The organism is Thiothrix fructosivorans (genome assembly GCF_017349355.1).
GTDB lineage: Bacteria > Pseudomonadota > Gammaproteobacteria > Thiotrichales > Thiotrichaceae > Thiothrix > Thiothrix fructosivorans.
This window is the reverse complement of the sequence record NZ_JAFMPM010000006.1, coordinates 1,799,627-1,822,657: the sequence shown is the minus strand read 5'-3', so window position 1 is coordinate 1,822,657 and position 23,031 is coordinate 1,799,627. Positions and strand designations below refer to the sequence as shown.

Annotated in this window: 26 protein-coding genes; 7 read left to right on the top strand and 19 right to left on the bottom strand. The window is 49.9% G+C overall.

Translation table 11 applies throughout. From position 1 onward, the window contains the following. Nucleotides 1-9: 9 nt before the first annotated feature. From J1836_RS12280 to J1836_RS12270, 3 genes are all read right to left on the bottom strand, one after another. Nucleotides 10-261, bottom strand: coding sequence for a ParE family toxin-like protein (locus tag J1836_RS12280; protein WP_207251352.1), 252 nt, complete (start codon nt 259-261; stop codon nt 10-12). Continuing rightward, nucleotides 246-476, bottom strand: a complete 231-nt coding sequence (locus J1836_RS12275) for a DUF2281 domain-containing protein (protein WP_207251351.1) — start codon at nt 474-476, stop codon at nt 246-248. Before J1836_RS12275 ends, J1836_RS12280 begins: the two co-directional genes overlap by 16 nt. A 77-nt stretch (nt 477-553) precedes the next feature. Next, complete coding sequence (locus tag J1836_RS12270; protein ID WP_207251350.1) at nt 554-673, bottom strand: HD domain-containing protein; 120 nt, start codon at nt 671-673, stop codon at nt 554-556. 164 nt (nt 674-837) lie between these two features. Here J1836_RS12270 and lepB point away from each other — a divergent pair, with 164 nt between their 5' ends. Then, nucleotides 838-1,746 (top strand): signal peptidase I, encoded by a 909-nt coding sequence (lepB, locus tag J1836_RS12265; protein ID WP_207251349.1) that lies wholly within the window; start codon nt 838-840, stop codon nt 1,744-1,746. Here lepB and J1836_RS12260 read toward each other — a convergent pair. Genes J1836_RS12260 through J1836_RS12245 form a run of 4 tightly spaced genes read right to left on the bottom strand, consistent with a single transcriptional unit; the run spans nt 1,743 to nt 7,055 of the window. Then, nucleotides 1,743-2,510, bottom strand: a complete 768-nt coding sequence (locus tag J1836_RS12260; RefSeq protein ID WP_207251348.1) for a hypothetical protein — start codon at nt 2,508-2,510, stop codon at nt 1,743-1,745. The two genes, lepB and J1836_RS12260, sit on opposite strands and share 4 nt — an antisense overlap. Before the next feature lie 53 nt (nt 2,511-2,563). Further along, the gene (locus J1836_RS12255) at nt 2,564-3,823 is read right to left on the bottom strand and encodes a replication-associated recombination protein A (protein ID WP_207251347.1); all 1,260 of its coding nucleotides are present in this window, start codon (nt 3,821-3,823) and stop codon (nt 2,564-2,566) included. A gap of 17 nt (nt 3,824-3,840) precedes the next feature. Then, nucleotides 3,841-4,488 (bottom strand): outer membrane lipoprotein periplasmic chaperone LolA, encoded by a 648-nt coding sequence (gene lolA, locus J1836_RS12250; protein ID WP_207251346.1) that lies wholly within the window; start codon nt 4,486-4,488, stop codon nt 3,841-3,843. A 17-nt stretch (nt 4,489-4,505) separates the two neighbouring features. Next, the gene (locus J1836_RS12245; protein WP_207251345.1) at nt 4,506-7,055 is read right to left on the bottom strand and encodes a DNA translocase FtsK; all 2,550 of its coding nucleotides are present in this window, start codon (nt 7,053-7,055) and stop codon (nt 4,506-4,508) included. Nucleotides 7,056-7,172: 117 nt separating this feature from the next. On the opposite strand from J1836_RS12245, the gene trxB reads away from it, so the two are divergent. Genes trxB through moeA form a run of 4 tightly spaced genes read left to right on the top strand, consistent with a single transcriptional unit; the run spans nt 7,173 to nt 10,806 of the window. Continuing rightward, nucleotides 7,173-8,135, top strand: coding sequence for a thioredoxin-disulfide reductase (gene trxB / locus J1836_RS12240; protein WP_207251344.1), 963 nt, complete (start codon nt 7,173-7,175; stop codon nt 8,133-8,135). A 9-nt stretch (nt 8,136-8,144) separates the two neighbouring features. Next, a complete protein-coding gene (gene aat, locus J1836_RS12235) occupies nt 8,145-8,894 on the top strand; it encodes a leucyl/phenylalanyl-tRNA--protein transferase (RefSeq protein WP_207251343.1) in 750 nt (249 codons plus the stop codon). A 25-nt stretch (nt 8,895-8,919) separates the two neighbouring features. Continuing rightward, nucleotides 8,920-9,576, top strand: a complete 657-nt coding sequence (locus J1836_RS12230; protein ID WP_207251342.1) for a YceH family protein — start codon at nt 8,920-8,922, stop codon at nt 9,574-9,576. Between the two features lie 24 nt (nt 9,577-9,600). Further along, nucleotides 9,601-10,806, top strand: coding sequence for a molybdopterin molybdotransferase MoeA (gene moeA, locus J1836_RS12225; RefSeq protein ID WP_207251341.1), 1,206 nt, complete (start codon nt 9,601-9,603; stop codon nt 10,804-10,806). Nucleotides 10,807-10,856: 50 nt separating this feature from the next. Here moeA and J1836_RS12220 read toward each other — a convergent pair whose 3' ends face one another. From J1836_RS12220 to prfB, 4 genes are all read right to left on the bottom strand, one after another. Then, on the bottom strand, nt 10,857-11,678 hold the full coding sequence (locus J1836_RS12220) for a hypothetical protein (protein ID WP_207251340.1): 822 nt from the start codon (nt 11,676-11,678) through the stop codon (nt 10,857-10,859). Nucleotides 11,679-11,788: 110 nt separating this feature from the next. After that, nucleotides 11,789-12,853, bottom strand: a complete 1,065-nt coding sequence (locus J1836_RS12215; protein WP_207251339.1) for an alkene reductase — start codon at nt 12,851-12,853, stop codon at nt 11,789-11,791. Next, complete coding sequence (gene lysS / locus J1836_RS12210; RefSeq protein ID WP_207251338.1) at nt 12,853-14,364, bottom strand: lysine--tRNA ligase; 1,512 nt, start codon at nt 14,362-14,364, stop codon at nt 12,853-12,855. Before lysS ends, J1836_RS12215 begins: the two co-directional genes overlap by 1 nt. Before the next feature lie 13 nt (nt 14,365-14,377). Further along, nucleotides 14,378-15,473, bottom strand: a protein-coding gene (gene prfB, locus J1836_RS12205) for a peptide chain release factor 2 (RefSeq protein WP_207251337.1) whose coding sequence is annotated in 2 segments (ribosomal slippage) — nt 14,378-15,400 and nt 15,402-15,473 — 1,095 coding nt in all. Because the reading frame shifts where the segments join, the coding sequence is not laid out codon by codon here. Between the two features lie 142 nt (nt 15,474-15,615). On the opposite strand from prfB, the gene J1836_RS12200 reads away from it, so the two are divergent. Beyond that, on the top strand, nt 15,616-16,284 hold the full coding sequence (locus J1836_RS12200; protein ID WP_242632812.1) for an alpha/beta hydrolase: 669 nt from the start codon (nt 15,616-15,618) through the stop codon (nt 16,282-16,284). A 412-nt stretch (nt 16,285-16,696) separates the two neighbouring features. Here the strand turns inward: J1836_RS12200 and J1836_RS12195 are convergent, their stop codons facing one another. From J1836_RS12195 to J1836_RS12170, 6 genes are all read right to left on the bottom strand, one after another. Beyond that, on the bottom strand, nt 16,697-17,233 hold the full coding sequence (locus J1836_RS12195; protein ID WP_207251336.1) for a hypothetical protein: 537 nt from the start codon (nt 17,231-17,233) through the stop codon (nt 16,697-16,699). 37 nt (nt 17,234-17,270) lie between these two features. Further along, nucleotides 17,271-17,837 carry a putative adenosine monophosphate-protein transferase Fic gene (locus tag J1836_RS12190; protein ID WP_207251532.1) on the bottom strand — a complete coding sequence of 189 codons (567 nt, stop codon included), beginning with the start codon at nt 17,835-17,837 and terminating at the stop codon, nt 17,271-17,273. A 387-nt stretch (nt 17,838-18,224) separates the two neighbouring features. Next, nucleotides 18,225-18,875 carry a YhfG family protein gene (locus J1836_RS12185; RefSeq protein WP_207251335.1) on the bottom strand — a complete coding sequence of 217 codons (651 nt, stop codon included), beginning with the start codon at nt 18,873-18,875 and terminating at the stop codon, nt 18,225-18,227. A gap of 60 nt (nt 18,876-18,935) precedes the next feature. Next, nucleotides 18,936-19,397, bottom strand: a complete 462-nt coding sequence (locus J1836_RS12180) for a PIN domain-containing protein (protein WP_207251334.1) — start codon at nt 19,395-19,397, stop codon at nt 18,936-18,938. A gap of 3 nt (nt 19,398-19,400) precedes the next feature. Beyond that, nucleotides 19,401-19,652, bottom strand: coding sequence for a UPF0175 family protein (locus J1836_RS12175; RefSeq protein ID WP_207251333.1), 252 nt, complete (start codon nt 19,650-19,652; stop codon nt 19,401-19,403). Then, entirely contained in the window at nt 19,637-19,798 is a 162-nt protein-coding gene (locus tag J1836_RS12170) for a hypothetical protein (protein ID WP_207251332.1), read from the bottom strand. Before J1836_RS12170 ends, J1836_RS12175 begins: the two co-directional genes overlap by 16 nt. Before the next feature lie 229 nt (nt 19,799-20,027). Here J1836_RS12170 and J1836_RS12165 point away from each other — a divergent pair, with 229 nt between their 5' ends. After that, on the top strand, nt 20,028-20,360 hold the full coding sequence (locus J1836_RS12165; RefSeq protein WP_207251331.1) for a hypothetical protein: 333 nt from the start codon (nt 20,028-20,030) through the stop codon (nt 20,358-20,360). 167 nt (nt 20,361-20,527) lie between these two features. Here the strand turns inward: J1836_RS12165 and J1836_RS12160 are convergent, their stop codons facing one another. After that, nucleotides 20,528-21,313, bottom strand: coding sequence for a hypothetical protein (locus J1836_RS12160; RefSeq protein ID WP_207251330.1), 786 nt, complete (start codon nt 21,311-21,313; stop codon nt 20,528-20,530). Between the two features lie 12 nt (nt 21,314-21,325). Continuing rightward, nucleotides 21,326-22,762, bottom strand: coding sequence for a hypothetical protein (locus J1836_RS12155; protein ID WP_207251329.1), 1,437 nt, complete (start codon nt 22,760-22,762; stop codon nt 21,326-21,328). Nucleotides 22,763-23,031: the final 269 nt, after the last annotated feature.

Below are 23,031 nucleotides of genomic sequence, written 5' to 3'. Positions count from 1 at the left end.
TGGACTGTGTTATTTACCGGAGAGGAGGCGTTCGTACTCGCTGTGTGTGCCTATCCATAGCCACAAGTAGTTACCGTTGCCTTGGTAGCGTGCCAATGCGCGGTAGTCTTGGCTGACTCGCGCCGCCCAGTAGGGTGTGCCGGTTTTGGGTTGGAAGCGAAGGGAATGATGGTGCGGGTTGGCTTTGAGGAGCTGGTATTGTTTTTTGGCAAGCTGTTGAATGGCTTCTGGCAGGGCGTAGTGGGTTAGATCCGTTGGCATTGACCTGCCTCATACGCCTGAATGTCAGCGGCAAAGATCGCGTCTAGCTTGCCGCTTTCTGCGTCTGCTTGGATTTGGTTATCCCATGCATCGTCTGCGATTTTTTGGCGTTTAAGGCTGAGAAATTCTACGAAGTCTAAAACTTCGCAGGCGAGGTCTTCCGGTAATTGCCGTACTCGTTCTGCTAGAAGTTCGGCGGTGGTCATGATGCCCATGCGATTGCTCCTGTTGCGATGGTGTTGTCTAAATCAGTATAGCAACTGCCTCTTTATGAGTCAGTAGGTGGACAATATTAGCCCACTGCCGCCACATCCAGCGAATGATACGGCAACAAATGCCATTGCGCCCCCGCCTCATCCAGCCCCGGCTTGGCTTTACCCCAATACTTGAAATACGGCAATTCAGCATCCATTCGCAGCCCCAATTAACGATAGAAATATGCCAAGAAAATGGATTATTCACCTTAAATACTGCACCTTCAACAAAAATTAACCACGCATTGCCTTCTAACCAAAAATTTATAACCCTCCCCGCCAACCCTGTATACACTTACGCCCAATATAACAGGAAGCCACCATGCAAACCGATGCCAAACCCCGCAAGCCCCTACTAGCCGCGCTCATGTCCGCCATCCTCCCCGGATTAGGGCAACTCTATAACGGCGATTGGCACAAAGCCCTTTGGCTAATCTTAAGTTTTGCGCTGCTTACCGTCCCCGCCATCGCGGTCGTCGCTCTCTACTTGCCCATCAGTTGGACATTTCCCGCCCTAATCAGCGGTTTATTATTACTGGTAATACTTTGGTTATACGGCGTGACAAACGCATTTCGCACCGCTCGCTGTCAACAAGATTACGTGCCGAAAAACTGGCAAAACGGCGGCATCTACCTACTGGCACTGCTGGTATGCAGTGTCACCGCCCTGCCCTTGCTCACCGCCTACATCCGCCAACATCTAGTGGAAGGAATGCTCGTACCCTCCTCTAGCATGGAACCCAACGTCATGAAATACGACCTGATCTTCACCGACAAACGCTACAACCGCGTGGGTGCAAAACAGGCGGTGCAACGCGGGGACATTGCCGTTTTCATCTACCCCAACGACCGCTCGACGTATTACATCAAACGCATCATCGGGCTACCGGGGGATAAAATCAGCATCAAAGGCGCAAGCGTGTCTATCAACGGCAAGCCGCTAATGCTGCAAACCACACCCGTCAGCAACGGCTTACTCGTCACCGAAACCGACGGCAAAACCCGCTGGCAAACCTTCTGGAACAATAGCAAATTGCAACTGCCGCAAACGGAGCTACGCGTCCCCGCTGGGCAAGTGTTCGTGATGGGGGATAATCGCACGGATAGCAACGATTCGCGCTTTTTCGGCACAGTCCCCTTGCAGGATGTGGTCGGCAAAGCGCGTCAGGTGTGGTTTTCAGCCCAAGGCAACAGCGTGCGCTGGGAACGCATCGGCAAACTGTTGCATTAAAACGGCATGATCGACTTGAAGGCTTTCATGAACGGATTCATGGTTGACGCAGCCTCGCCCATCGGTTCAGCCGCTTGCGCCAATGTGCCCACTTTTTGGTTCATTTGCGCCACATTGCCGCTCATGTACGCGACATTATTATTCATGTAATACAATGATTGATTCATCGACTGAGTGCTTTGCGCCATTGTCTGCGTATCGGTTGCCATCGTACCGATGTGCCCATTCATCGTATTGATATTGCCCGACATATTGATCATTGATGCCTGCATACTGCTCATAATGACCATCATATAGCCACCTGCTGCGCCCGCAACCAGTACCAGCGGCACCAACCACAACCGCCGCTTGGGTTTTGCAACAGCTAGACTCTGCTGTACCTGCTGCAACACCTGCATTTTGGCATCGAGTTCTTGTTCGCGAGCGTTGAATTCTTGGTGCAAGCGTTTGAATGCGTATTCCAAACGTTCGTTGACGACTTCCACGGGGGGAGCGGTTTTCGGTGCAACCCACCACGGCAACAAACGCTTTAAAAGCTGTGGCGCAGTAGCAACCAAGGCGGTAGAGGTCGTACCTTTGAGGCGCGAAGCCGCTCGCACCCGCTTAGGGCTAGGTCTGAGGATCATGTTATGGCGTTTCACAATCCGTAACGTTTTGCCCGTGCCTTCCACACCAGCAAGGCTAACTTCGGGGATCGCATTACCAAATACATCCAATCCCACATTCACTTGGTGCGCTAATGCGCTTTTAGTATTATGTTTCATACCATGAGTATATAAGTGCATTCTGATACATACAAGCAACAGAACGGGCGAATTTAGACCAACCCGCGCAACACCCGCAGCTTCTCACGAATCTTAATTTCCAGCCCACGCTCGACCGGCTCGTAATAACGCCGCCCCTTCAACCCATCGGGAAAATAGTTTTCCCCCACCGCCACCGCATCCTTTTCATCATGCGCGTAGCGATAACCCTTACCGTAATCCAACGCCTTCATCAACTTAGTCGGGGCATTGCGTAAGTGCATCGGCACATCCAGCGAACCTGATTGCTGCGCATCGGCTCGCGCCAGTTTATAAGCCGTGTACACCGCATTACTTTTGGGCGCACACGCCAAATACACCACCGCTTGCGCAATCATCAGCTCGCCTTCGGGGCTACCCAGCCGTTCAAATGCATCCCACGCATTCAACGCCAGTTGCAAACCTCGCGGATCAGCATTGCCAATATCCTCACTCGCCATGCGCACCACGCGCCGCGCAATGTACAGCGGGTCACAACCGCCATCCAACATCCGACACAACCAATACAACGCCGCATCGGGGTCAGTACCGCGCACCGATTTATGCAAGGCTGAAATCTGCTCGTAAAACAAATCCCCGCCCTTATCAAAGCGCCGTAGCGATTCCGCCACCACTTCCTGCACTGTGGCATCAGTAATCTGCAAACCGGTCGGGGTTTCCTCCGCCAAATCAGCAGCAATCTCCAACCAATTCAAAGCGCGGCGGGCATCACCATCCGCCGCCGCCGCCAGCGCAGGCAATACGCCCTCGCCCACCTGCAAGTGCAATTCACCCAAGCCGTTGCTGCTATCCAGCAGCGCCCGTTGCAATACCGCCGTAATATCAGCCACCGTCAACGCCCGCAGCACATACGTCCGCACCCGCGACAACAGCGCATTATTTAACTCAAACGACGGATTTTCGGTGGTCGCACCAATGAATAGCAGCGTGCCGTCCTCGATATGCGGCAAAAATGCATCCTGTTGCGCCTTATTGAAACGGTGCACTTCATCCACAAACAGCACGGTTTTACTGCCGAATTGAGCGCGGTTTTGGCGCGCCACTTCCACAGACGCACGAATCTCTTTCACCCCTGCCAACACTGCCGACAAGGTGAGAAACTCAGCCTTCCAATAATGCGTAATCAGCCGCGCCAGCGTGGTTTTACCTGTGCCGGGTGGCCCCCAGAACAGCATCGAATGTGGGCGGGATTCTTCGATCGCTCGCCGCAGCGGTTTGCCAACGGCGAGGAGGTGAAGCTGCCCAGCGTACTCATCGAGTGTGGCTGGGCGCATACGTTCAGCGAGTGGGATCAAGAAGCCTTGCCGATCACGTCTGCCCCTTTGGGTGGGGTGAAGCTAAAGCGGCTGCTGTCGATGTCAATATCGGTACGCAAGCCTTCAAACTTGATGTACGTTTGCTGCCCGAACTTATCACCTAAGATCATTTCTTCCACGCCCGTGGTGCTAACGCCCAAATCCATCGTGGTGAAATCCGAATCTTTTTTCTTCGGGGTTAACCGAAACCACTCCAACTTGCTGCCATCGGCTTCCATTTCTTGCACATTGAACTGCTTATCGACCGACTGCTTCTGCGTCAGCATTCCCACAGGCGCAGCAGACAAGGCTTGTGTCATCGGTTTGACGGTGACTTGATCGAGTTCCACGTCATACACCCACACGTTTTTGCCGTCAGCCACGATCTCGTGCTTATCCGGTGCGGCGTATTCCCAGCGGAATTTGCCGGGGCGTGACAGGTAAACATTGCCGCTAGAGGACTGACGCAATGCGCCTTTGTCATCAATCACTTGCTGGGTAAACGCTGATTGCATCGTATTGATCTGCGTGAAAAATTCATCGAGCTTGTCACGCCCCCCTGCCCAAGCACTGGTACTCATTAAGCCCGTCGCCACCCATACCGCCAGTGTGTTCTTGAACGTTTTTTTGAACGTTGTTTTCATCGTTAACCTCATGTCATTCAATCCTTCGCAGGCGCATTCACCAGCACATCGCGTGAACCATTGCTCAACACGGGGCTGACCACACCTGCACTTTCCATATCTTCGATCATCCGCGCCGCACGGTTGTAGCCCACTTTGAGGCGGCGTTGCAGATAAGAGATCGATGCACGCCGGGATTCGATCACCACCGCCACTGCCTCATCGTACAGCGGGTCAGATTCGCCATCCCGTTCCATCATATCCGTCCCTGTACCACTCTCGGCAGCAGACGATGTATCAGCTAAGACATCGAAAATATAATCTGGTTCACCTTGCAGCTTCAGGTAATTTGCCACATCTTCCACTTCGCGGTCTGTCACCAATGCGCCGTGGACACGTTGCGGCAGTGATGTCCCTGGTGGCATATACAACATATCGCCATAACCCAGCAATTGTTCCGCGCCGCCTTGATCCAAAATGGTGCGCGAGTCGATCTTCGTCGAGACTTGGAACGCAATCCGCGTCGGGATATTCGCCTTAATCAAACCCGTAATCACATCCACGGATGGGCGTTGCGTCGCCAAAATCAAATGGATACCAGAAGCCCGCGCTTTCTGTGCCAGCCGCGCAATCAGCTCTTCCACCTTCTTGCCGACCACCATCATCATATCAGCGAATTCGTCAACAATGACCACGATATAAGGCAGCGTTTTCAATGGCTCAGGATGCCCCGCCACCGACGTAAGCGGGTCAAATAGCGGATCAAGAATCACCTCACCACGGTCGTGTGCCTCACGGATTTTTTCATTGAAGCCCGCAATATTGCGTACCTTGAGCTTGGACATCAGCAAATAACGCCGTTCCATCTCTGCCACACACCAGCGCAACGCATTCGCCGCGTGCTTCATGTCAGTCACAACTGGTGCAAGCAAATGCGGAATGTCTTCATAGCTGCTCAATTCCAGCATTTTCGGATCGATCATAATCATGCGCACGTCATTAGGCGTGGCTTTATACAGCAAGCTCATGAGCACCGCGTTGATGAACACCGATTTACCCGAACCTGTCGTCCCCGCGACCAGCAAATGCGGCATCCGCCCAAGGTCAGCCACAATCGGATGCCCCGCAATATCCTTACCCAGCACCAGTGTTAACGGCGATGGATTGTGGCGGTACACTGCTGATGCCAGCATTTCGCTCATCATCACCACATCGCGGTTATCGTTGGGTATTTCAATCCCAATGGTCGGGCGACCGGGGATAACCTCGACCACGCGCACGCTGGAAACACACATATTTCGCGCTAAATCGGAGGCTAGACCCGAAATCTTCGACGCTTTCGTGCCATCCGGCAATTGCACCTCGAAACGCGTAATCACCGGCCCCGGCTCGGTCGCCACCACCCTCACATTATCCCTGACACCGTAATGACCCAATGCCTCAATCAACTTATCCGCAAGCTCTTTCAAACGTTCTTTCGGCTGCGTCACGCGCTCTTTCGGCGGCGCTCTCAGCAAACTCATTGGCGGCAAAATCGGGCTAACTGGCTTGCCTTTTACTTTATTCAAGGGCGGATGCACATCGGCAACGGGTACACTGCGGCTCGGCTCATTCACCACTTCTGGCTGCGCCACTTTAACGGGTTCGGCAACGGGAGCGGGAGCAGCCGCGACAGGAGCAGTCACATCCGTCGTCGCTGACATGCCACGGGATAAAGCATCAAAATCCGGCGTTGCCAGCGTTGACTCGGCGGAACGGCTTGCCCGCAAATCGGTTACATCCACGCCATCAAAGCCGGACTCAGCACGTTTGCCACCGAAAACATCGCCCACACCGCCGACGGTACGATTCATCCACGCACTCGCCTTGTCCATCGCACCTGCGCTGCCTTGCACATAGCCTTTGCCGCGATTCACGACATCGGAAAAACGCCCGAAAATGCTATTGCTAGCACTCTCACCTGTCGCTGCGGGCATCTCAATGCCTTGCAATTTATTGAACAGTTGCAACATCCAATCGCCGACTTTCTCGGTCACTTGCGACCATGAAATATCTGCCACCACGGTGATACTGCCTAAGAACAACGACATCAAAAATAAAATCGACCCGAAAAAGCCGAGGAATGTGCCCGTAAACAAGCGAGCGACCACCTGCCCTAACATACCGCCACCAATCCCTTCGGGGAACGGCACGAACAGCAAATGCGCCAACCCCGCGCCCGATAGCAAGGTAAACAATGCACCGACACTGGTAATAATGTCGTTGATACCACCCACGGGGTTATTGGGGTTTTTCATATGCGGCCCTATACGGAACGCTGTCAACCCCATTACTACTAGTACCAGCGGCAAGGCATACGCCAAATAGCCCAATAGCCCAATTAAGAAATCGGCGAGCCACGCACCTTTGCAGCCTGCCAGATTTTTACAAGCGCCGACGTGCATTCCGTTATAATGAAATGGCCCCGGATCTGCCGGACTATAGGATAACAACGCTAACAAAATAACCGCAGCGATGCCCATGAAGATAATGACACTGGCTTGTTGCAAGCCCAGACGCTTTTTCTGATTGAGAATAACCTTAGCCAAACCAATATCCCTGTCTGTTTGATACCCTGATTATAGGGCCTGTTTTTCCGATTACTACTTTACCCGGCTCGGTATGTCACATAGCATTACCCGATTCGGAAAATGGAGAATTATATCATGAATGCCACGAAACATTGCCGTTTACTCATCCTCGGCTCAGGGCCTGCGGGCTACACCGCTGCGGTGTATGCTGCACGCGCTAACCTAAACCCTGTATTGGTCACGGGTATGCAGCAAGGCGGTCAGTTGATGACCACCACCGAAGTGGATAACTGGCCGGGCGACGACAGCGGTGTTATGGGTCCCCAGCTCATGGAACGGATGCAAAAGCACGCCGAACGCTTCGAGACTGAGATCATTTTCGACCACATTAATAGTGTAGACCTGAAAAACCGTCCGTTTACCTTAAATGGCGATAGTGGGCAATATACTTGCGACGCGCTGATTATCGCCACGGGTGCATCCGCGATGTACTTGGGCATTGAATCCGAGGAAAAATTCAAGGGCAAAGGTGTTTCCGCGTGCGCCACTTGTGACGGTTTTTTCTACCGTAATCAAAAAGTTGCGGTCATCGGCGGCGGTAATACAGCAGTGGAAGAAGCGCTTTATCTCGCCAATATCGCTTCCGAAGTTACCTTAGTGCATCGCCGCGACACCTTGCGTTCCGAAAAAATCTTGCAAAAACATTTGTTTGAGAAAGTGGAAGAAGGCAAAGTCAAAATCCTGTGGAATACCACTCTTGAAGAAGTCCTTGGCGACAAAACCGGCGTAACCGGAATGCGCGTCAAAAACACCCAATCAGGCGAAACCCAAGACATGGCAGTACACGGTGTATTCGTTGCCATCGGCCACAAGCCGAATACCAGTATTTTTGAAGGGCAATTGGCGATGAAAGGCGGCTACCTGAGCGTACAAAGCGGTACGGAAGGCAACGCCACCCAAACCAGCATCGAAGGCGTGTTTGCGGCGGGTGATGTGATGGATCACGTTTACCGCCAAGCCATTACCTCCGCTGGCACGGGTTGCATGGCGGCACTCGACGCGGAAAAATACCTCGATCAATTGGCAAAAACGAAATAAAGGAACTGTGTGTTACCACGCTCCCTGAGCCTAACCTTACTTAACCCTACGTGGTCGGAAGAACCCTTTCCGCCTGTAGACATTGCTTGGGTAGAACCCAACGGTTTGCTGGCGGTTGGCGGTGATTTAAGCGTTGCCCGCCTGAAAAATGCCTACCGTGCGGGCATCTTCCCGTGGTTTGGCCCGCGAGAACCGATCTACTGGTGGTCGCCCGACCCACGCACGGTCTTGTTTCCCGAACGTGTCCGCATGACCCGCAGTTTGCGCAAATCGCTGCGTAACAAGGGTTATCGGATCACGTTTGATACCTGCTTTGCGGAAGTCGTCGATGCCTGTGCCGCGCCACGTGCGTACACCAGCGAAACGTGGATTACCCACGAAATGCACACCGCGTACTGCATGTTACATGCCCACGACATTGCCCATTCGCTGGAGGTTTGGAATCCGGCGGGTGAGTTGGTTGGTGGCTTGTATGGTGTCGCCACGGGCGGTGTATTCAGCGGTGAATCCATGTTCAGCCGTGAACCAGATACTTCCAAAATTGCGATGGTGGCACTGGCTTGGCATGTGCAACACTGGGGCTTCAAAGTCATTGACTGCCAAATCGAAAACCCACATTTAATGAGCATGGGCGCGGAAAACATTCCGCGCAGTGCTTACCTGAACATTTTACACAACCATCTACACGTTCCCCCGCCACGCTATTGGGTCGCTGACCCTAACGTCGATCTGTCACGCTGGGAACCACAACCAACGTAAACAACAACACACAGGGCTACACATTATGTTTGACGACGAACAACCTAGACCACCGTTCAGTGCCGAAGAACTCCGCATCCTCGGCTGTTTGATGGAAAAGCAACTCACCACGCCCGCCAGCTACCCACTCACTTTCAATTCACTGATGAATGCTTGCAACCAAAAAAGCAGCCGCGAACCCCTGATGACGCTGACCGAAGGCGTGGTCGGGCATACTGCCAAAGTGCTGGTCGAAGGCGGCTGGACAGCGATTCAATACAGCGAACGCGCCCAACGCGTCGAACACAGAGTCGACCGTTGCCTTAAGTTAAACCGCAAACAACAAGCGATTCTGTGCGTATTATTGCTACGCCGCCCGCAAACCTTGAACGAAATCAAAATACGCACCGAACGCATGGCAAACTTTGCCAGCACCGATGAAATTCGCGACATTTTGGAGGCGTGGATGGCTGCCACCAAACCCATGGCAGTGCGTTTACCCGCCGGTGGCGGACGTCGCGAAGACCGCTATTTCCACACTCTCGGCACAGAAACGCTGGACGAATTGCAAACCACCGAACCTGCCAGCCATACCCCTAGCCATTCCAGCAGCACGCCGCGCCAAGACGCGTATGCCCAATTGGAAGCACGGGTAGCCGATCTGGAACAGCGCCTCGCCTCGCTGGAAAGCCAATTACTGTAAAAATCGCACCAAAGAGAGCGTTACATGATCACTGTTGAACAGGCACAAGCACACATCCTCGCCAGCATCCCTGTCTTACAAGCGCAAGAACGGGTCAGCGTGTGGCAAGCACAAGGGCGCATTCTGGCGCAACCTGTCACCGCACCGTTGGATGTGCCACCACACCGCAATTCCGCGATGGATGGTTACGCCCTGCGGCACGCGGATCTGGCAAGTGCCACCGCATTAAGCGTTATCGGCACAGCGTTTGCAGGGCATCCATTTGCTGGCAGCGTGCAAGCGGGCGAATGCGTGCGCATTATGACGGGGGCAGTTGTACCCGATGGCGCAGATAGCGTGGTCATGCAAGAAAACGTGCAGCGAGAGGGTGACAGTATTCGCATTGCTAGCACGCTTGCGCGGGGTGAAAATGTGCGCCACCCCGGCGAAGACATGCGTATCGGCGATAACGTGTTGGACAGCGGGCGCAAACTCAATGCAGCCGATCTAGGCTTAATCGCCTCGCTGGGAATTGGTGACGTGACAGTATTGCGCCGCCCACGCATTGCCTTCTGCTCCACAGGCGATGAACTCAAAAGTATCGGCGAAACTTTGCAACCCGGCGATATTTACGACAGCAACCGCTATACCCTATACGGCTTACTGCAAAAACTGGATGTGGAAATCATCGACCTCGGCATAGTACGCGACACCCCCACCGCCGTGGAACACGCCTTCACGCAAGCGATGGAACTCGCGGATATGTTGATCACCAGCGGCGGCGTTTCCGTGGGTGAAGCCGATTATGTCACCACCACGTTAAAACAATTAGGGCAAGTCAACTTCTGGAAGATTGCCATGAAACCGGGCAAACCGCTGACTTTCGGCACACTCGGCAACGGCTTTTTCTTTGGACTACCGGGCAATCCGGTGTCGGTGATGGCGACATTCTTACTCTTCGTGCGCCCTGCAATTTTGCAGATGCGCGGCGAAAGCATCCCGCTAACCCCCGAATACAGCGCGATTTGCGACACCCCGCTGGCAAAAGCCGCTGGGCGCAAAGATTATCAACGCGGCATTTGCGAGCGTGATACCAGCGGGCAATGGCGCGTCAGCAGCACGGGAGGGCAAGGGTCGCACGTCTTACGTTCCATGAGTCAGGCGAATTGCTTTATCGTATTGCCACAGGAATGGGGCAATGTGGCGGCGGGAACGATGGTCAGTATTATTCCGTTTGATGGTTTACTGTAAAAAAGAGGCTGCATAAAGCAGCCCCTTTTTAACTAGACACCTTGCGGTGCTTATTTAGCGGCGGGTGCAGCCTCGATGGGTGCTGCGGGACCTGGCGGCGAGGGTGGCATATCAACGGCAGGTGCGGACGGTGCACTCGCTGGCGTAGCAGCAGCGGCAGTATCCGTAGGCACAGCAGCCGGAGCGGCGGGTGCAGGCGGTGCAGCATTTGCTTGTGCAGCTGCTTGACGTGCAGCACTGGCTTGACGCATTTCATCGACCTTCTTGAAGAAAGCATCGGCTTGCGCACGTTGCATCAACATTTTTTGGTAAATTTGCTCAAAACTCGGTGCTTGTTGCATCGGCGGCATCATCATTTGCGGGGGCATACCTTGCATTGCCATTGGCTGCTGCATCGGTTGCATTTGTGGCATTTGTCCTTGCTGCATCGGCGGCTGTGCCTGCATCATGTTCGGCATCATCCCACCCCAAGGGTTAGCGTTGTTGCCACCGTAACCGTTTTTGGCGGTATTGCTGTAGCCGTACATATTGTTGTACGCATCGCCATACCCATAACCGTTGCCCTGCATATTGCTCGCACCGTTGCCGCGACCATTTCCGGCAGCATCGCTTTCCAAATCGGTTTTGCCTTTGCCTTTCATGGTAATGGTGAAGTCAACATCACCACCAGCATCACCCTTACCTCGCCCAAAGCCAGAGGCATCGCTTGCGCCTGTGCCGTAACCTTGCCCTGAACCACTGGTGTTGGCTTGACCAGAACCCGTGCCTTGCCCAGCGCCACTGCCATTATCGAAGCCATCGGTAAACTCAGCAGAAGCCAAGCTAGACATGGCAAGCCCTACGATAAGACAGGCTGTTTTAGCGTATTTCATGATTATTTCCTCTTCTCTCTCTAACGATTGGTATCCCGCACTGCGGTGTAAAACAGCTTCGATGGTAGCCCCCGCATCCCTCTTATTGCAATAAGTTTCCGCACAATCGCTTAGTCTGCAAACGGATAGTCAGTATAGCCTTGCGCCGGATCTGCCAAACCGACACCGTAAAACGTGCTGAAATCGGGCGGATTCAGTGGCAAATTTGCTTGCAAACGGCGTGGCAAATCGGGGTTGGTGATGAATGCTTTACCAAAGGACACCGCATCCGCTGTACCGGTTGCCAACACGGTTTGCGCACTGTCGGCATCAAAACCTTCGTTAGCGATAAAGAACCCCCCAAAACGCTGTTTCATCGCGGGGCTAATGCTGTCTGCTTGCAGCGCTTCGCGGGTGAAGATGAAGGCAATTTTGCGCTTACCTAGCTCTTCCGCCACATAGCCAAACGTCGCCAGTGGGTTGGAATCGCCCATGGTGTGCGAATCACAACGCGGCGCAAGGTGCATTCCTACACGCCCTGCGCCCCACACGTCAATCACCGCATCGGTCACTTCGAGCATTAAACGCGCCCGATTTTCCAGCGAACCGCCATAAGCATCGGTACGTTGATTAGTGCTGTCTTGCAGGAATTGGTCGAGTAAATAGCCGTTCGCGCCGTGAACTTCCACGCCATCGAAGCCTGCTAATTTGGCATTCTCAGCACCCAAACGGTACGCCGCGACAATGCCCGCCATCTCGGCGGTTGCCAGCGCACGCGGCACTTCGTAATTTTTCTCCGGGCGCACCAAACTAACGTGCCCTTCCGCCGCCATCGCACTCGGTGCAACCGGCAATTCGCCATTCAAATAGCTGGAATCGGAAATACGCCCAACGTGCCACAGTTGCAAAAAGATCAAACCGCCCGCTTGATGTACGGCATCCGTGGTCAATTTCCAGCCTTCGACTTGTTCCGTCGACCAAATCCCCGGTGTGTCAGGGTAGCCAACCCCCATTGGCGTGACGGACGTGGCTTCGGTCAAGATCAAACCCGCGCTGGCACGTTGCTGGTAATACTGCGCCATTAAAGCATTCGGGACACGCCCCGCGCTCGCACGGCAACGGGTGAGCGGTGCCATAATAATGCGGTTACGTAAGGTGAGATCGCCCAATTGGGCGCTGTCGAATAAGGTAGTCATCAAGCGTACTCCGGGCGCATATGCGGGAACAAAATAACGTCACGAATCGAAGGCGCATCCGTAAACAGCATCACTAAGCGGTCAATGCCAATCCCTTCACCCGCTGTCGGCGGCATTCCGTATTCCAGCGCACGGATGTAATCGGCATCAAAGTGCATGGCTTCATCATCGCCTGCATCTTTATCTGCCACCTGCTGCATGAAACGTTCCGCCTGATCTTCCGCGTCATTCAACTCGGAGAAGCCATTACCGATTTCACGTCCGCCAATGAAGAACTCGAAACGGTCGGTAATAAACGGATTGTTGTCATTACGACGCGCCAACGGCGACACTTCTGCCGGATATTCGGTGATAAAGGTCGGTTGCATCAAACGGTGTTCCACAGTTTTCTCGAAAATCTCGATCTGCACCTTGCCTAAACCGTAGCCATCTTTGAGCAATATACCCAGTTTCCGCGCCACTTCCCGCGCACCTTCCAGCGTATCAATCTGTTCCGCTGAGAGTTCGGGGTTGAAGTGCAAAATTGAGCTACGCACACTCATCCGCGCAAATGGCTTGTCGAAATCGAAGGCTTCACCTTGGTAGGTAATTTCGTTGCTACCGACGACATCGTTGGCAATGCCACGCATCAGGCTTTCGGTCAAATCCATCAAATCGTGGTAAGTCGCATACGCCTGATAGAATTCGATCATGGTGAATTCAGGGTTATGCCGCGTGGAAAGCCCTTCGTTGCGGAAATTGCGGTTGATTTCAAACACACGTTCAAAACCGCCCACCACCAAACGCTTCAGAAACAATTCTGGCGCAATCCGCAAATACATCGGCAAATCCAGCGCGTTGTGGTGCGTGATAAACGGACGGGCGGTTGCCCCACCGGGGATGATTTGCAGCATCGGCGTTTCCACTTCCAGATAATCGCGCTGGAGGAAGAAATTGCGGATATAACCGACAATTTTGGAGCGCATCATGAACGATTCCCGCGACTCGTGGTTCATGATCAGGTCGATGTAACGCTGGCGGTAACGCTGTTCGTGGTCGGTCAAGCCGTGAAATTTTTCTGGCAACGGGCGCAACGATTTGGTCAGCAAACGAATTTCATGCACCTTCACCGACAATTCGCCGGTTTTGGTTTTGAACAACATGCCAGATGCCCAGATAATGTCGCCCAAATCCCAGTGACAATAATCGTCGAAAATCTCATCACCCAGCACGTTCTTCTGGGTATACAACTGAATACGCCCTGACACGTCAGAAATCGTCGCAAAACTCGCCTTGCCCATGACGCGCTGGAGCATCATGCGCCCCGCCACGGTCACGGGGATGGCGTGTTCTTCAAACCATTCCTTGTCATGTTCGCCGTATTCTTTGTGCAAATCAGCGGCTTTGTGTTCACGCACCACGTCATTGGGGAAAGCATTACCCTGTGCACGCAGCTTTGCCAGCTTGTCGCGGCGTTGCGTGATCAGTTTGTTTTCATCGTGATGGTCGTGATGGGTTTCGTGTTCGCTCATAACATTCTCGCTCTCACAGGCCGCTTTTCAGGCTTGCCTCAATAAATTTATCCAGATCGCCGTCTAATACCGCTTGAGTATTGGCTGTTTCGACACCCGTGCGCAAATCCTTGATGCGTGACTGGTCAAGAACATACGACCGAATCTGACTGCCCCAACCAATGTCGGATTTGCTGTCTTCCAACGCCTGCTTATCCGCATTGCGCTTGAGCATTTCCTGCTCATAGAGTTTGGCACGCAATTGCTTCATGGCGTTGTCTTTGTTCTGGTGCTGGGAACGCCCGCTCTGGCATTGCACCACCGTATTGGTGGGCGTATGGGTAATCCGCACCGCCGATTCGGTTTTGTTGATATGCTGACCGCCCGCACCGGAAGCGCGGTATACGTCAATGCGCAAGTCGGCAGGGTTAATGTCGATTTCAATATTGTCATCGACTTCCGGCGACACGAAAACGCCACTGAATGAGGTGTGGCGGCGGTTGCCAGAGTCGAACGGCGATTTGCGCACCAGTCGGTGTACGCCCGTTTCGGTACGCAACCAGCCGAAAGCATAAGGGCCCTCAAAGCTGATACTCGCGCCTTTGATACCCGCTACGTCGCCGGGGCTGGCTTCGAGCAATTCCACTTTGAAACCTTTGGCTTCACCCCAACGCAAATACATGCGCAATAGGATTTCTGCCCAGTCTTGCGCTTCCGTGCCACCCGAACCGGCTTGGATGTCGAGGAAAGCGTTGTTGCGATCCATCGGCCCGGAGAACATGCGTTCAAATTCGAGCTGGGCAACGTGCTTTTCGATGCCATCGACATCAGCGATAACGGCTTCTGCGCTGTCTTCGTCGTCTTCCATTTCGGCGAGTTCAAGCAATTCTTTCGCATCGCTAAGACCAGAACTGATCTTGTCAATGCCGCCGACAATGCCTTCGAGGACGGCGCGTTCCTTGCCTAAGTCTTGCGCCCGCTGTGGGTTATCCCATACTTTGGGGTCTTCGAGTTCGCGGGTAACTTCTTCTAGGCGTTCGTGTTTGGTTTCGTAGTCAAAGATACCCCCTCAGAGCGTCGACGCGCCCTTGGAGATCTTTGATTTTGGTATAAGTGGGGTTGAGTTCCATGATCTTTCGCTAACACAGGGAAAAGCCGCCCATGATAGCAACCAGCGGGGGATATTCAAAGCGGTGAAATACACGACGCAGCACGGCGTACACACCCGTTTGTGCTACCATCACCCCCACTTAACCGCGAAAAGTGCGAGGAATGCTGATGGATTATTTGCCTGCTGTTGAAATTGAACCCAAATCCCCCGCCACGGCGGCGGTCATCTGGCTGCACGGCTTGGGCGCGGATGGGCACGATTTTGTGTCGATTATCCCCGAATTGGGTTTACCGCCTGACCACGGGATTCGGTTTATTTTTCCACACGCGCCTGAGATGCCCGTGACCATCAACGGTGGTTATGTCATGCCTGCGTGGTATGACATTCTGGAAATGAGCCTCGACCGCAAGGTGGATGTGGTGCAATTGCAAGCCTCCGCACGCGAAGTGGGCAAACTGATTGAGCGCGAAATCGCACGCGGCATTCCCAGCGAACGCATCGTGATTGCAGGCTTTTCGCAAGGCGGCGCGGTAGCGTATCAAGCTGCACTGAGCTACCCCAAACCGCTGGCGGGCTTGCTGGCGCTGTCGACGTATTTTGCCACGGCGGATACGCTTGAATTGAGCGCGGCGAATGCGCCATTGCCGATCCATATTTTCCACGGCAAGCAGGATACGGTGGTGCAAATTGTGTTAGCACACAAGGCGCAGCGCTGGTTGGGTGAGCATGGCTATGCGGCGGCGTATTCGGAATACGCGATGGAGCATAATGTGTGTGCGGCGGAGATTGTGGCAATAGGTCAGTGTTTGCGGGCGTGGTTGCAACAATAATGATTCAGTGCTGATAGTCTTTATAGAACTTTTTCTGGCAATCATGGCAATAACAAAGTCTTTTATTGTGATGCAAGAGCTTTTGCCACCATGAACGATGCTGGAATAATATAAACGTGCTGTCACAATAAGGACAGCGAACGGATGTTCCCGTTTTCCCATCAGTATTGGTTGATACAGAATCCATGACTTATTCCTCGCCAAGACAAGTTTACTTAACACTTCTGATTGTATATCAAAAATTACGCATGTTTCAACAACCTTAATATAAAATTAACAAATATCCGTATCTTTCCATGACACCTGACAAGAATTAGCCCATTCAACACCTGCGGCAGGGGTGACGCGGGAAGGATATTGTGCTGGGTTTCCGTTCGCCTGCGGTGCGGGTGCATACGGGGTATGCGGTGGCTTAACGCTTTATAGGGCAATCATCGAATATCGACTTGAGTTGTTGCGCGTGGGCTTTAAACAAGCGCATCTGGTGTTCCAACTTCATGCAGTAATCCAGTTCCATTTGTTCTTCGGGCGAAAGGCTCGTGTTTTTGAGCTTTTGGATTAAGTCGCCGACTCTCTGCCCCAACATGGCAGCTTCTTCGGCATCTTGTTCGTCGTACCAGCGTTGCAACTGCGCTCGTTCTTCGTCTGATAGAGGCAAACCGCGAGTGGCTCTATCGTGTAGTGCCTTTCCCAAATCATCCGCGACACGTTGTCCGGCTACAGTCTGTAAATCTTCAAGCACCGAGTCATCCGATACCTGAAAACCTACGCCGAAATGCTCTCGTAGGCGGCACAAGAATTCATTGAAACTCAGATCGGCAAGCGCGGCAGCAGCGGCAAAGCTGACTTTGTGTGCGAAATACAAACCAGCAGCGAGAAAGAAGGCGGCTGCATTTTCGCCTAGCGGTTCGAGTATTTCCTCAAATTCTAGCTTCAGTTGTAGTGGCATGAGTGTGTCCTCAAAAAACCCAATCCCCGTGAAAAATTCACACCGACACTGCAATCCGTTCAAACAAGGCTTGTAACGGCTGCAAATCACCCGCATACCCCACGATATTCGCCTCCACCCATTCGCTACGCTCGACCTTTGCCCAATCCAGCCCGAATCCGGCGTTGATTGCCAGCAAATCGAAGAACAGGCGTTGCGACCGTCCGTTGCCTTCGCGGAAAGGGTGAATCACGTTCAGTTCGCAGTAGTAATGTGCCAGCCGTTCCACAAATTCGGGTAGTGGCAAACCGACCAGACAGTTTTCCTGTGCCAGTTTGCCCAGCAGCTTGTTGGCTTCGGTTTCAATGTAAGCGGCAGCACAAAAGCGGGTATTGCCCTTGCTGAGGTCGGTGGAACGCAATTCGCCTGCCCACGGGTACAGGTCTTGAAACAGGTGGTGGTGAATGGCTTGCAAGGCTGGTAAATCAAATACCTGCAAGCGTGTCTCGAAGGATTCAGCGCGTAGGTAGCTCAACACCGCTTCCGCCTCTGCCAAGGTGCGGCTGTCCTGCAAGCCCAGCTTGTTGACCAGCGTGCTTGTGCCGCTGTAACAGGCGGGGTCAATGTCATCCGGTAAGGATAGCCGTTATTTCAAACCTATCCAAACTTACCCAAGAGTAGATTTGGTGTTGAATTTCTGCTTCATGGAGGCTGCCCAGAGGAACGGCTTGGTTATCGCCAATAAAACCCCTCAGTGGGGGGCTTTACGCTGATGAGGCGACCGCTTGCTCCCCCAGGTCTCACGACCTCTCCACAGACTTGACATCCGGCGTAACTCGCCGTAGGTGATTGTACCGAAGCAACCGGACTTATTTCTCAAAACACGTTCAAGAACACCGTCAATCACAGCCCAGAGTGTAGGCGATGTTAACGAAAAATTCAGGAGTGATTGGGATGAAGCTGTCTATTTTGGAGATGATTGGATTGAAATGATAAAGTCCTATGCGAATTGTTATAGCCCTTCCAGCCGCAAACTGGCGCGGTAATTGTGGTTGCGGGTTGCCTCATAATAACGCTGTTTGCGCTCATCCGGCGATGGGGCAGCAAAGCTGAGGGTGTTTTGTGCCATGCCATCCAATGTTTGCAAGGTGGCTGTCAGTTTGATCTTTTTGTCTATTTCCGTTACGGCTGCCGGGTCGCATTTGTCCAATAAGGTGCGGGCATCGTCTACGCTGGAAACGGGGTAAAACGCGCTATCGGGAGCGAAATAGACCAAGGCTTTTTTGCGCTGTTTCAAAAACGCCAGCACATTATTGAATGAACCGGGGCTTTTGCCATCCCACAGCACAAAACCATAATCGGCAAGCTGCGCCATTGCTTTATCTTTTTGGGTGTAAAAGGCGCGTCCGGTTATAGTGGCATCCACACTGATGTGTTTGACAGACCAGTTACCCAGATTATTGCGGCAAACATTTCTGGCACAAAATACCGTGACATGTGGATATTGCAAGGTCGTCAGGTGTTTTTGCAATGCCTTATCTGCGCCGTTGGCATCACCCACCACAATGACAAACTGTTTATCAATGATGTTTTGCAAACGCGCCAGTATGACGTTGTTCAAACGGGTAATGGTGATTGAGCCTGACAGGAATACCGTGGTCATCGTTTACTCCGGGTTTGTTACCTTTCAGTTCGATGGTCATTCAGTATGAAACACCTTGTTTTACAGTGACTTCAAATGCTGGAGTATCTCTGGCGACAAGTACAACCCATGTTGCAACACAAGTTCATCGTAGTAGTCATGTGCTTGCTGGCGGGATAAATGCCCTTTGGCATACGCCAGTTGAACTACTCCGACTGTCCCCATGATTTTCAAACCAAAACGACGCTTGGCTTTGTTGCGGGCAGCAAGATCATCCAGCAACACAAGATCAGCACGGCTTTCCTGTGCCAACACCATCACTTCCAATTCACCCCGATGTAAATTACCGATCATTCCATCCACAAGACGGCTACCAAAGGGCGAAATACTGACCCTATTCACAAAAGCAGGCAGTGTGAATTCGCCCAGTTCTTCCTGAACGGCTTGCGGGATGCTGATGCCATCGAAACACAAGGGGAGCAAATCCAGTGCGCCCAGTTTTGACAGAAATATCAAGGGACTGGTGTTGCTTACAATCTGCATGGGTCAACCTGCTGTCAGATCAGCAACAGTCTGCAAGTCTTCCAGCACGGACTCATCTGCCACTTGGAAACCCACACCGAAATGCTCTTTCAAACGGTAGAGAAATTCGTTAAAACTCAGGTTGGCAAGTGCGGCGGCAGCGGCAAAGCTGACCTTGTGGGCGTAGTAAAGACTGGCAGCGAGGAAAAATACGGCGGCGTTCTCGCCCAACGGTTCGAGTATTTCCTCAAATTCCGGCTTCAGTTGTAGTTGCATGACATTCTTTCCTCTTCATTATCTCTTGCCAACACTTGAACCATGACTTCTCGGCGCAGGTCAGCACTGATGTAAGTCGAACTCCTTGCAGCGAGTGTCGTGCCACCAGCAATGAAATCAATGACTTCTTCGTAAGCACGTTCCATGATAAGACCTCTGCATAGCCTGACAAGGCGTTAAGCAACAGAATAGCAATAGTTTTACCATATTTTGGCAAGCAACGCCTGATCAACCTACATCCAGCAAGTAGACGACTGTCATCATCGTGAAATTCGCCACAGGGGAAAAGGCACATCTTGCCTGATATACCAAAGGCAAGAAGAAGTTTGGGCAAAAGATACCGCCCACTTGTATACGCCAGAGGAACACAAATTTATGCCTGAGCATCTAAGGGTGGAATTTAGATTCCGCTATCAGGCAGCAAAAGAACTAGGACTAAGGGACATGACAACAGTGAATAGCACCCTATTAGAAAAGATATTCAAGACACATCTGGATAAGCTCATTAGTGATGCTCCACTGAATGAAGCTATTATTCCCAACCTTACTTTAAGGGAAAAAGAACTATTGGCTTACTGGCAAGATGGAAGCCTTGATATATGGAAACAACAATTATCAGCAGCTACTTATTACCGCTACAAGAAATCTCTAAAAGATAAAGGGATAGATGTATCTAAACCTTATAGCTACTACCTTAGGAAACAATAGAAGCATAATCCTGTTAAAAATAATCTTTTTCCGGTTCGCTTTATAAATCATTGATTTAATTTAATAAAAATATGGATCATCACCGCATTTACCTCTTGATGACTCATAAATTGAAAATCCAACGATTCAACGGCGCAATCGAATATACTCTATGAAAATTATTTAGTTTAATTAGATGAAAAATGTCTTTTGATATTGTCATCTATATATTGATCATTATAAAAAAAATATCGCTCTAACTGATCTAGTATATAAACGGACGATACATTGCCTTCATTTTTTATTGATATAAATTTATCATCAATTTTCTTTAAATAATTTTCTATTAGTTCAGGCTCAACAGACTCAGATGAATGGAATCCGATCTCGTTAAAAGGATAGCGAGGGAAATATCTTTTTATAATTTCAGTAGTTTTTCTTTTAGCTTCTTCTATTGAGTATCCTTGTAAAATATGATACTTGTATCCTCTAAAAAACAATTCAGTAAGATATGATATTCTAAATCTTGGATTTTGATAGTCACTGGCATAAATTATATTCTTCTTATAATAAGACCAATAGTTCCAATATTCTTTGTGAGTCATATGGAATAATGCCCTGTATTTTATTTCAGCATATTCATAACACTCAACAAGTAAATACTCTTCCTTTATTTTAAAAATTTCAAAGAAAGCATTGTATTTGTAATTACCAAAAACAGTATTTTTCTCGTATTGATTTTCATATAAATTTACTTTTTCGAAGAAAGAGTTTAATCCGAAAATCTTTAAATCATCGAGACCTCTTTTAGAGCATAAGACGACCAACTTAGTTTCCATATTGGTTTGGTTGGTTTGGTTGGTTTGGTTGGTTTGGTTGGTTTGGTTGGTTTGGTTGGTTTGGTTGGTTTGGGATTCTAATTCCTTACAACTTGATAAAAAAACAATTAACAGAATCAGTATTGTTTTATACATTTCAAAAATCTCCTAGTTAGTTAATTGATATAAACCCACACCACTAACCTCCATAAATGCTTTCGCTTTCTTGCAAGATGGCGTAGATAATCTAAATCCCAACCAATGATAATAATCACCATCAGTAAAAAAATCTGCAACAACTAATTTCAGTGATATTGTTTTTACTTGACTTAAACTTTTAATGCTTTTTAATTTTCCAATTTCTTGGTTTACATCAACTATTAATCTTTTATACCTTGTGTTATTTAATCTTATAACATTCCGCTCATTATTGCTGCTTAAATATTTAGGATTTGCGTAAACACCACCTATTGATGCAACTATTGATGCAAGAGAATCTTGCATATTAGCTAATACTGTATGCCCTAACATGTTATTATTATAATCAAGATAAGTTAAAGATATTGCAGCAACAGCACTACAGTTTGTGGTTCCAAGTGTTGTTAACTCACTTAATCCTTCAATTCTATCTATATTTGCCACGAGATATATGTTATTTCTAATATTTCCAATATCTATATCTTGACTAAAAAAAATAGCTGACTGCTCACCATCTTTTTCTCGGTTTGATTCAAAATCAATCATTAAATATTCTTTATTATCTTTCCTCACTACTTGAATAGTCCCTCCTGTATTCTTACTATTAATGAATCTAGATTCATACCATTTTTTATCATATTCATTTCCAATAACCTTCAATGAGTTTTCTGAGTAATTGGCTTTTATATAATTATTTACACTTTTATTATAAAATAATAAATCTTCTATACCGCTCAAGATTTCTTTCAATGTCAAGTCTTTATGATTATATATAAAGGCAACTTGCGATTCCCATATTCCAACATATGAGTTATATTGATCATCTAGTATATTGTTATATCCTATATACCATGTTTTAGGTAAATCACTGTAAATCTTTCTTACAACATTTTCAACTTTATTCCGTTTCTCATTAGCACTTATACTAGTGTATGCTAGTGCTTTGTATCCTCGATAATAAATATCAGTCATCGTAGATACTACATACGTGGGAATTAAATCAAGTTTATGGCTTACCCAAGGCTCATTTTTATCCACATGTAATAATGCTCTATTAGTTATGTTTAGATTTTTATCATAACACTCTGCTAATAAGTTTGGAGAGAATATTTCTTTTATATCAACGGCTACATGTATTTTTTTATAATCACTATACATCTCTCCATATAGTTTCAGTATGTTGATGTTTTCATCCACTTCGTATAGCTTTATATATTTAACTTCTTTACCAGAACATTGAATATGTCCGTATCTTTTCTCTTGTAATTGTGGAAATGTAGTTTGAGATGAGTTAATTTTAGACTGATTAGAATCTATGCTTTCTTTACAACCAGAAGTAAAACTTAAAAGAATAACAATTGCCGATAGAAATTTAATATAATTACTGATAACTTCCTGTCTGGACATACAGGATAGCTTGGACTCTATGAGGCAATTGGGGATTAAACCATTCATCGTTAATCTCTTGACAATGCAAACAAGAGTAATCCTAACCCAACATCCGATGGATTACCATACAATCATAGAAGAAATTTAACAGCATACGTTCTCTATCTATCAGCAACACCCAAGCGTAAGGTAGTCCCACAATTACCTTAGCGTTATCAATCACTTAAAAAACACTGTGCGTTCCTATCCCTCCCCCATTCATTCCTTTTCAGGTCAACTTACAGGCA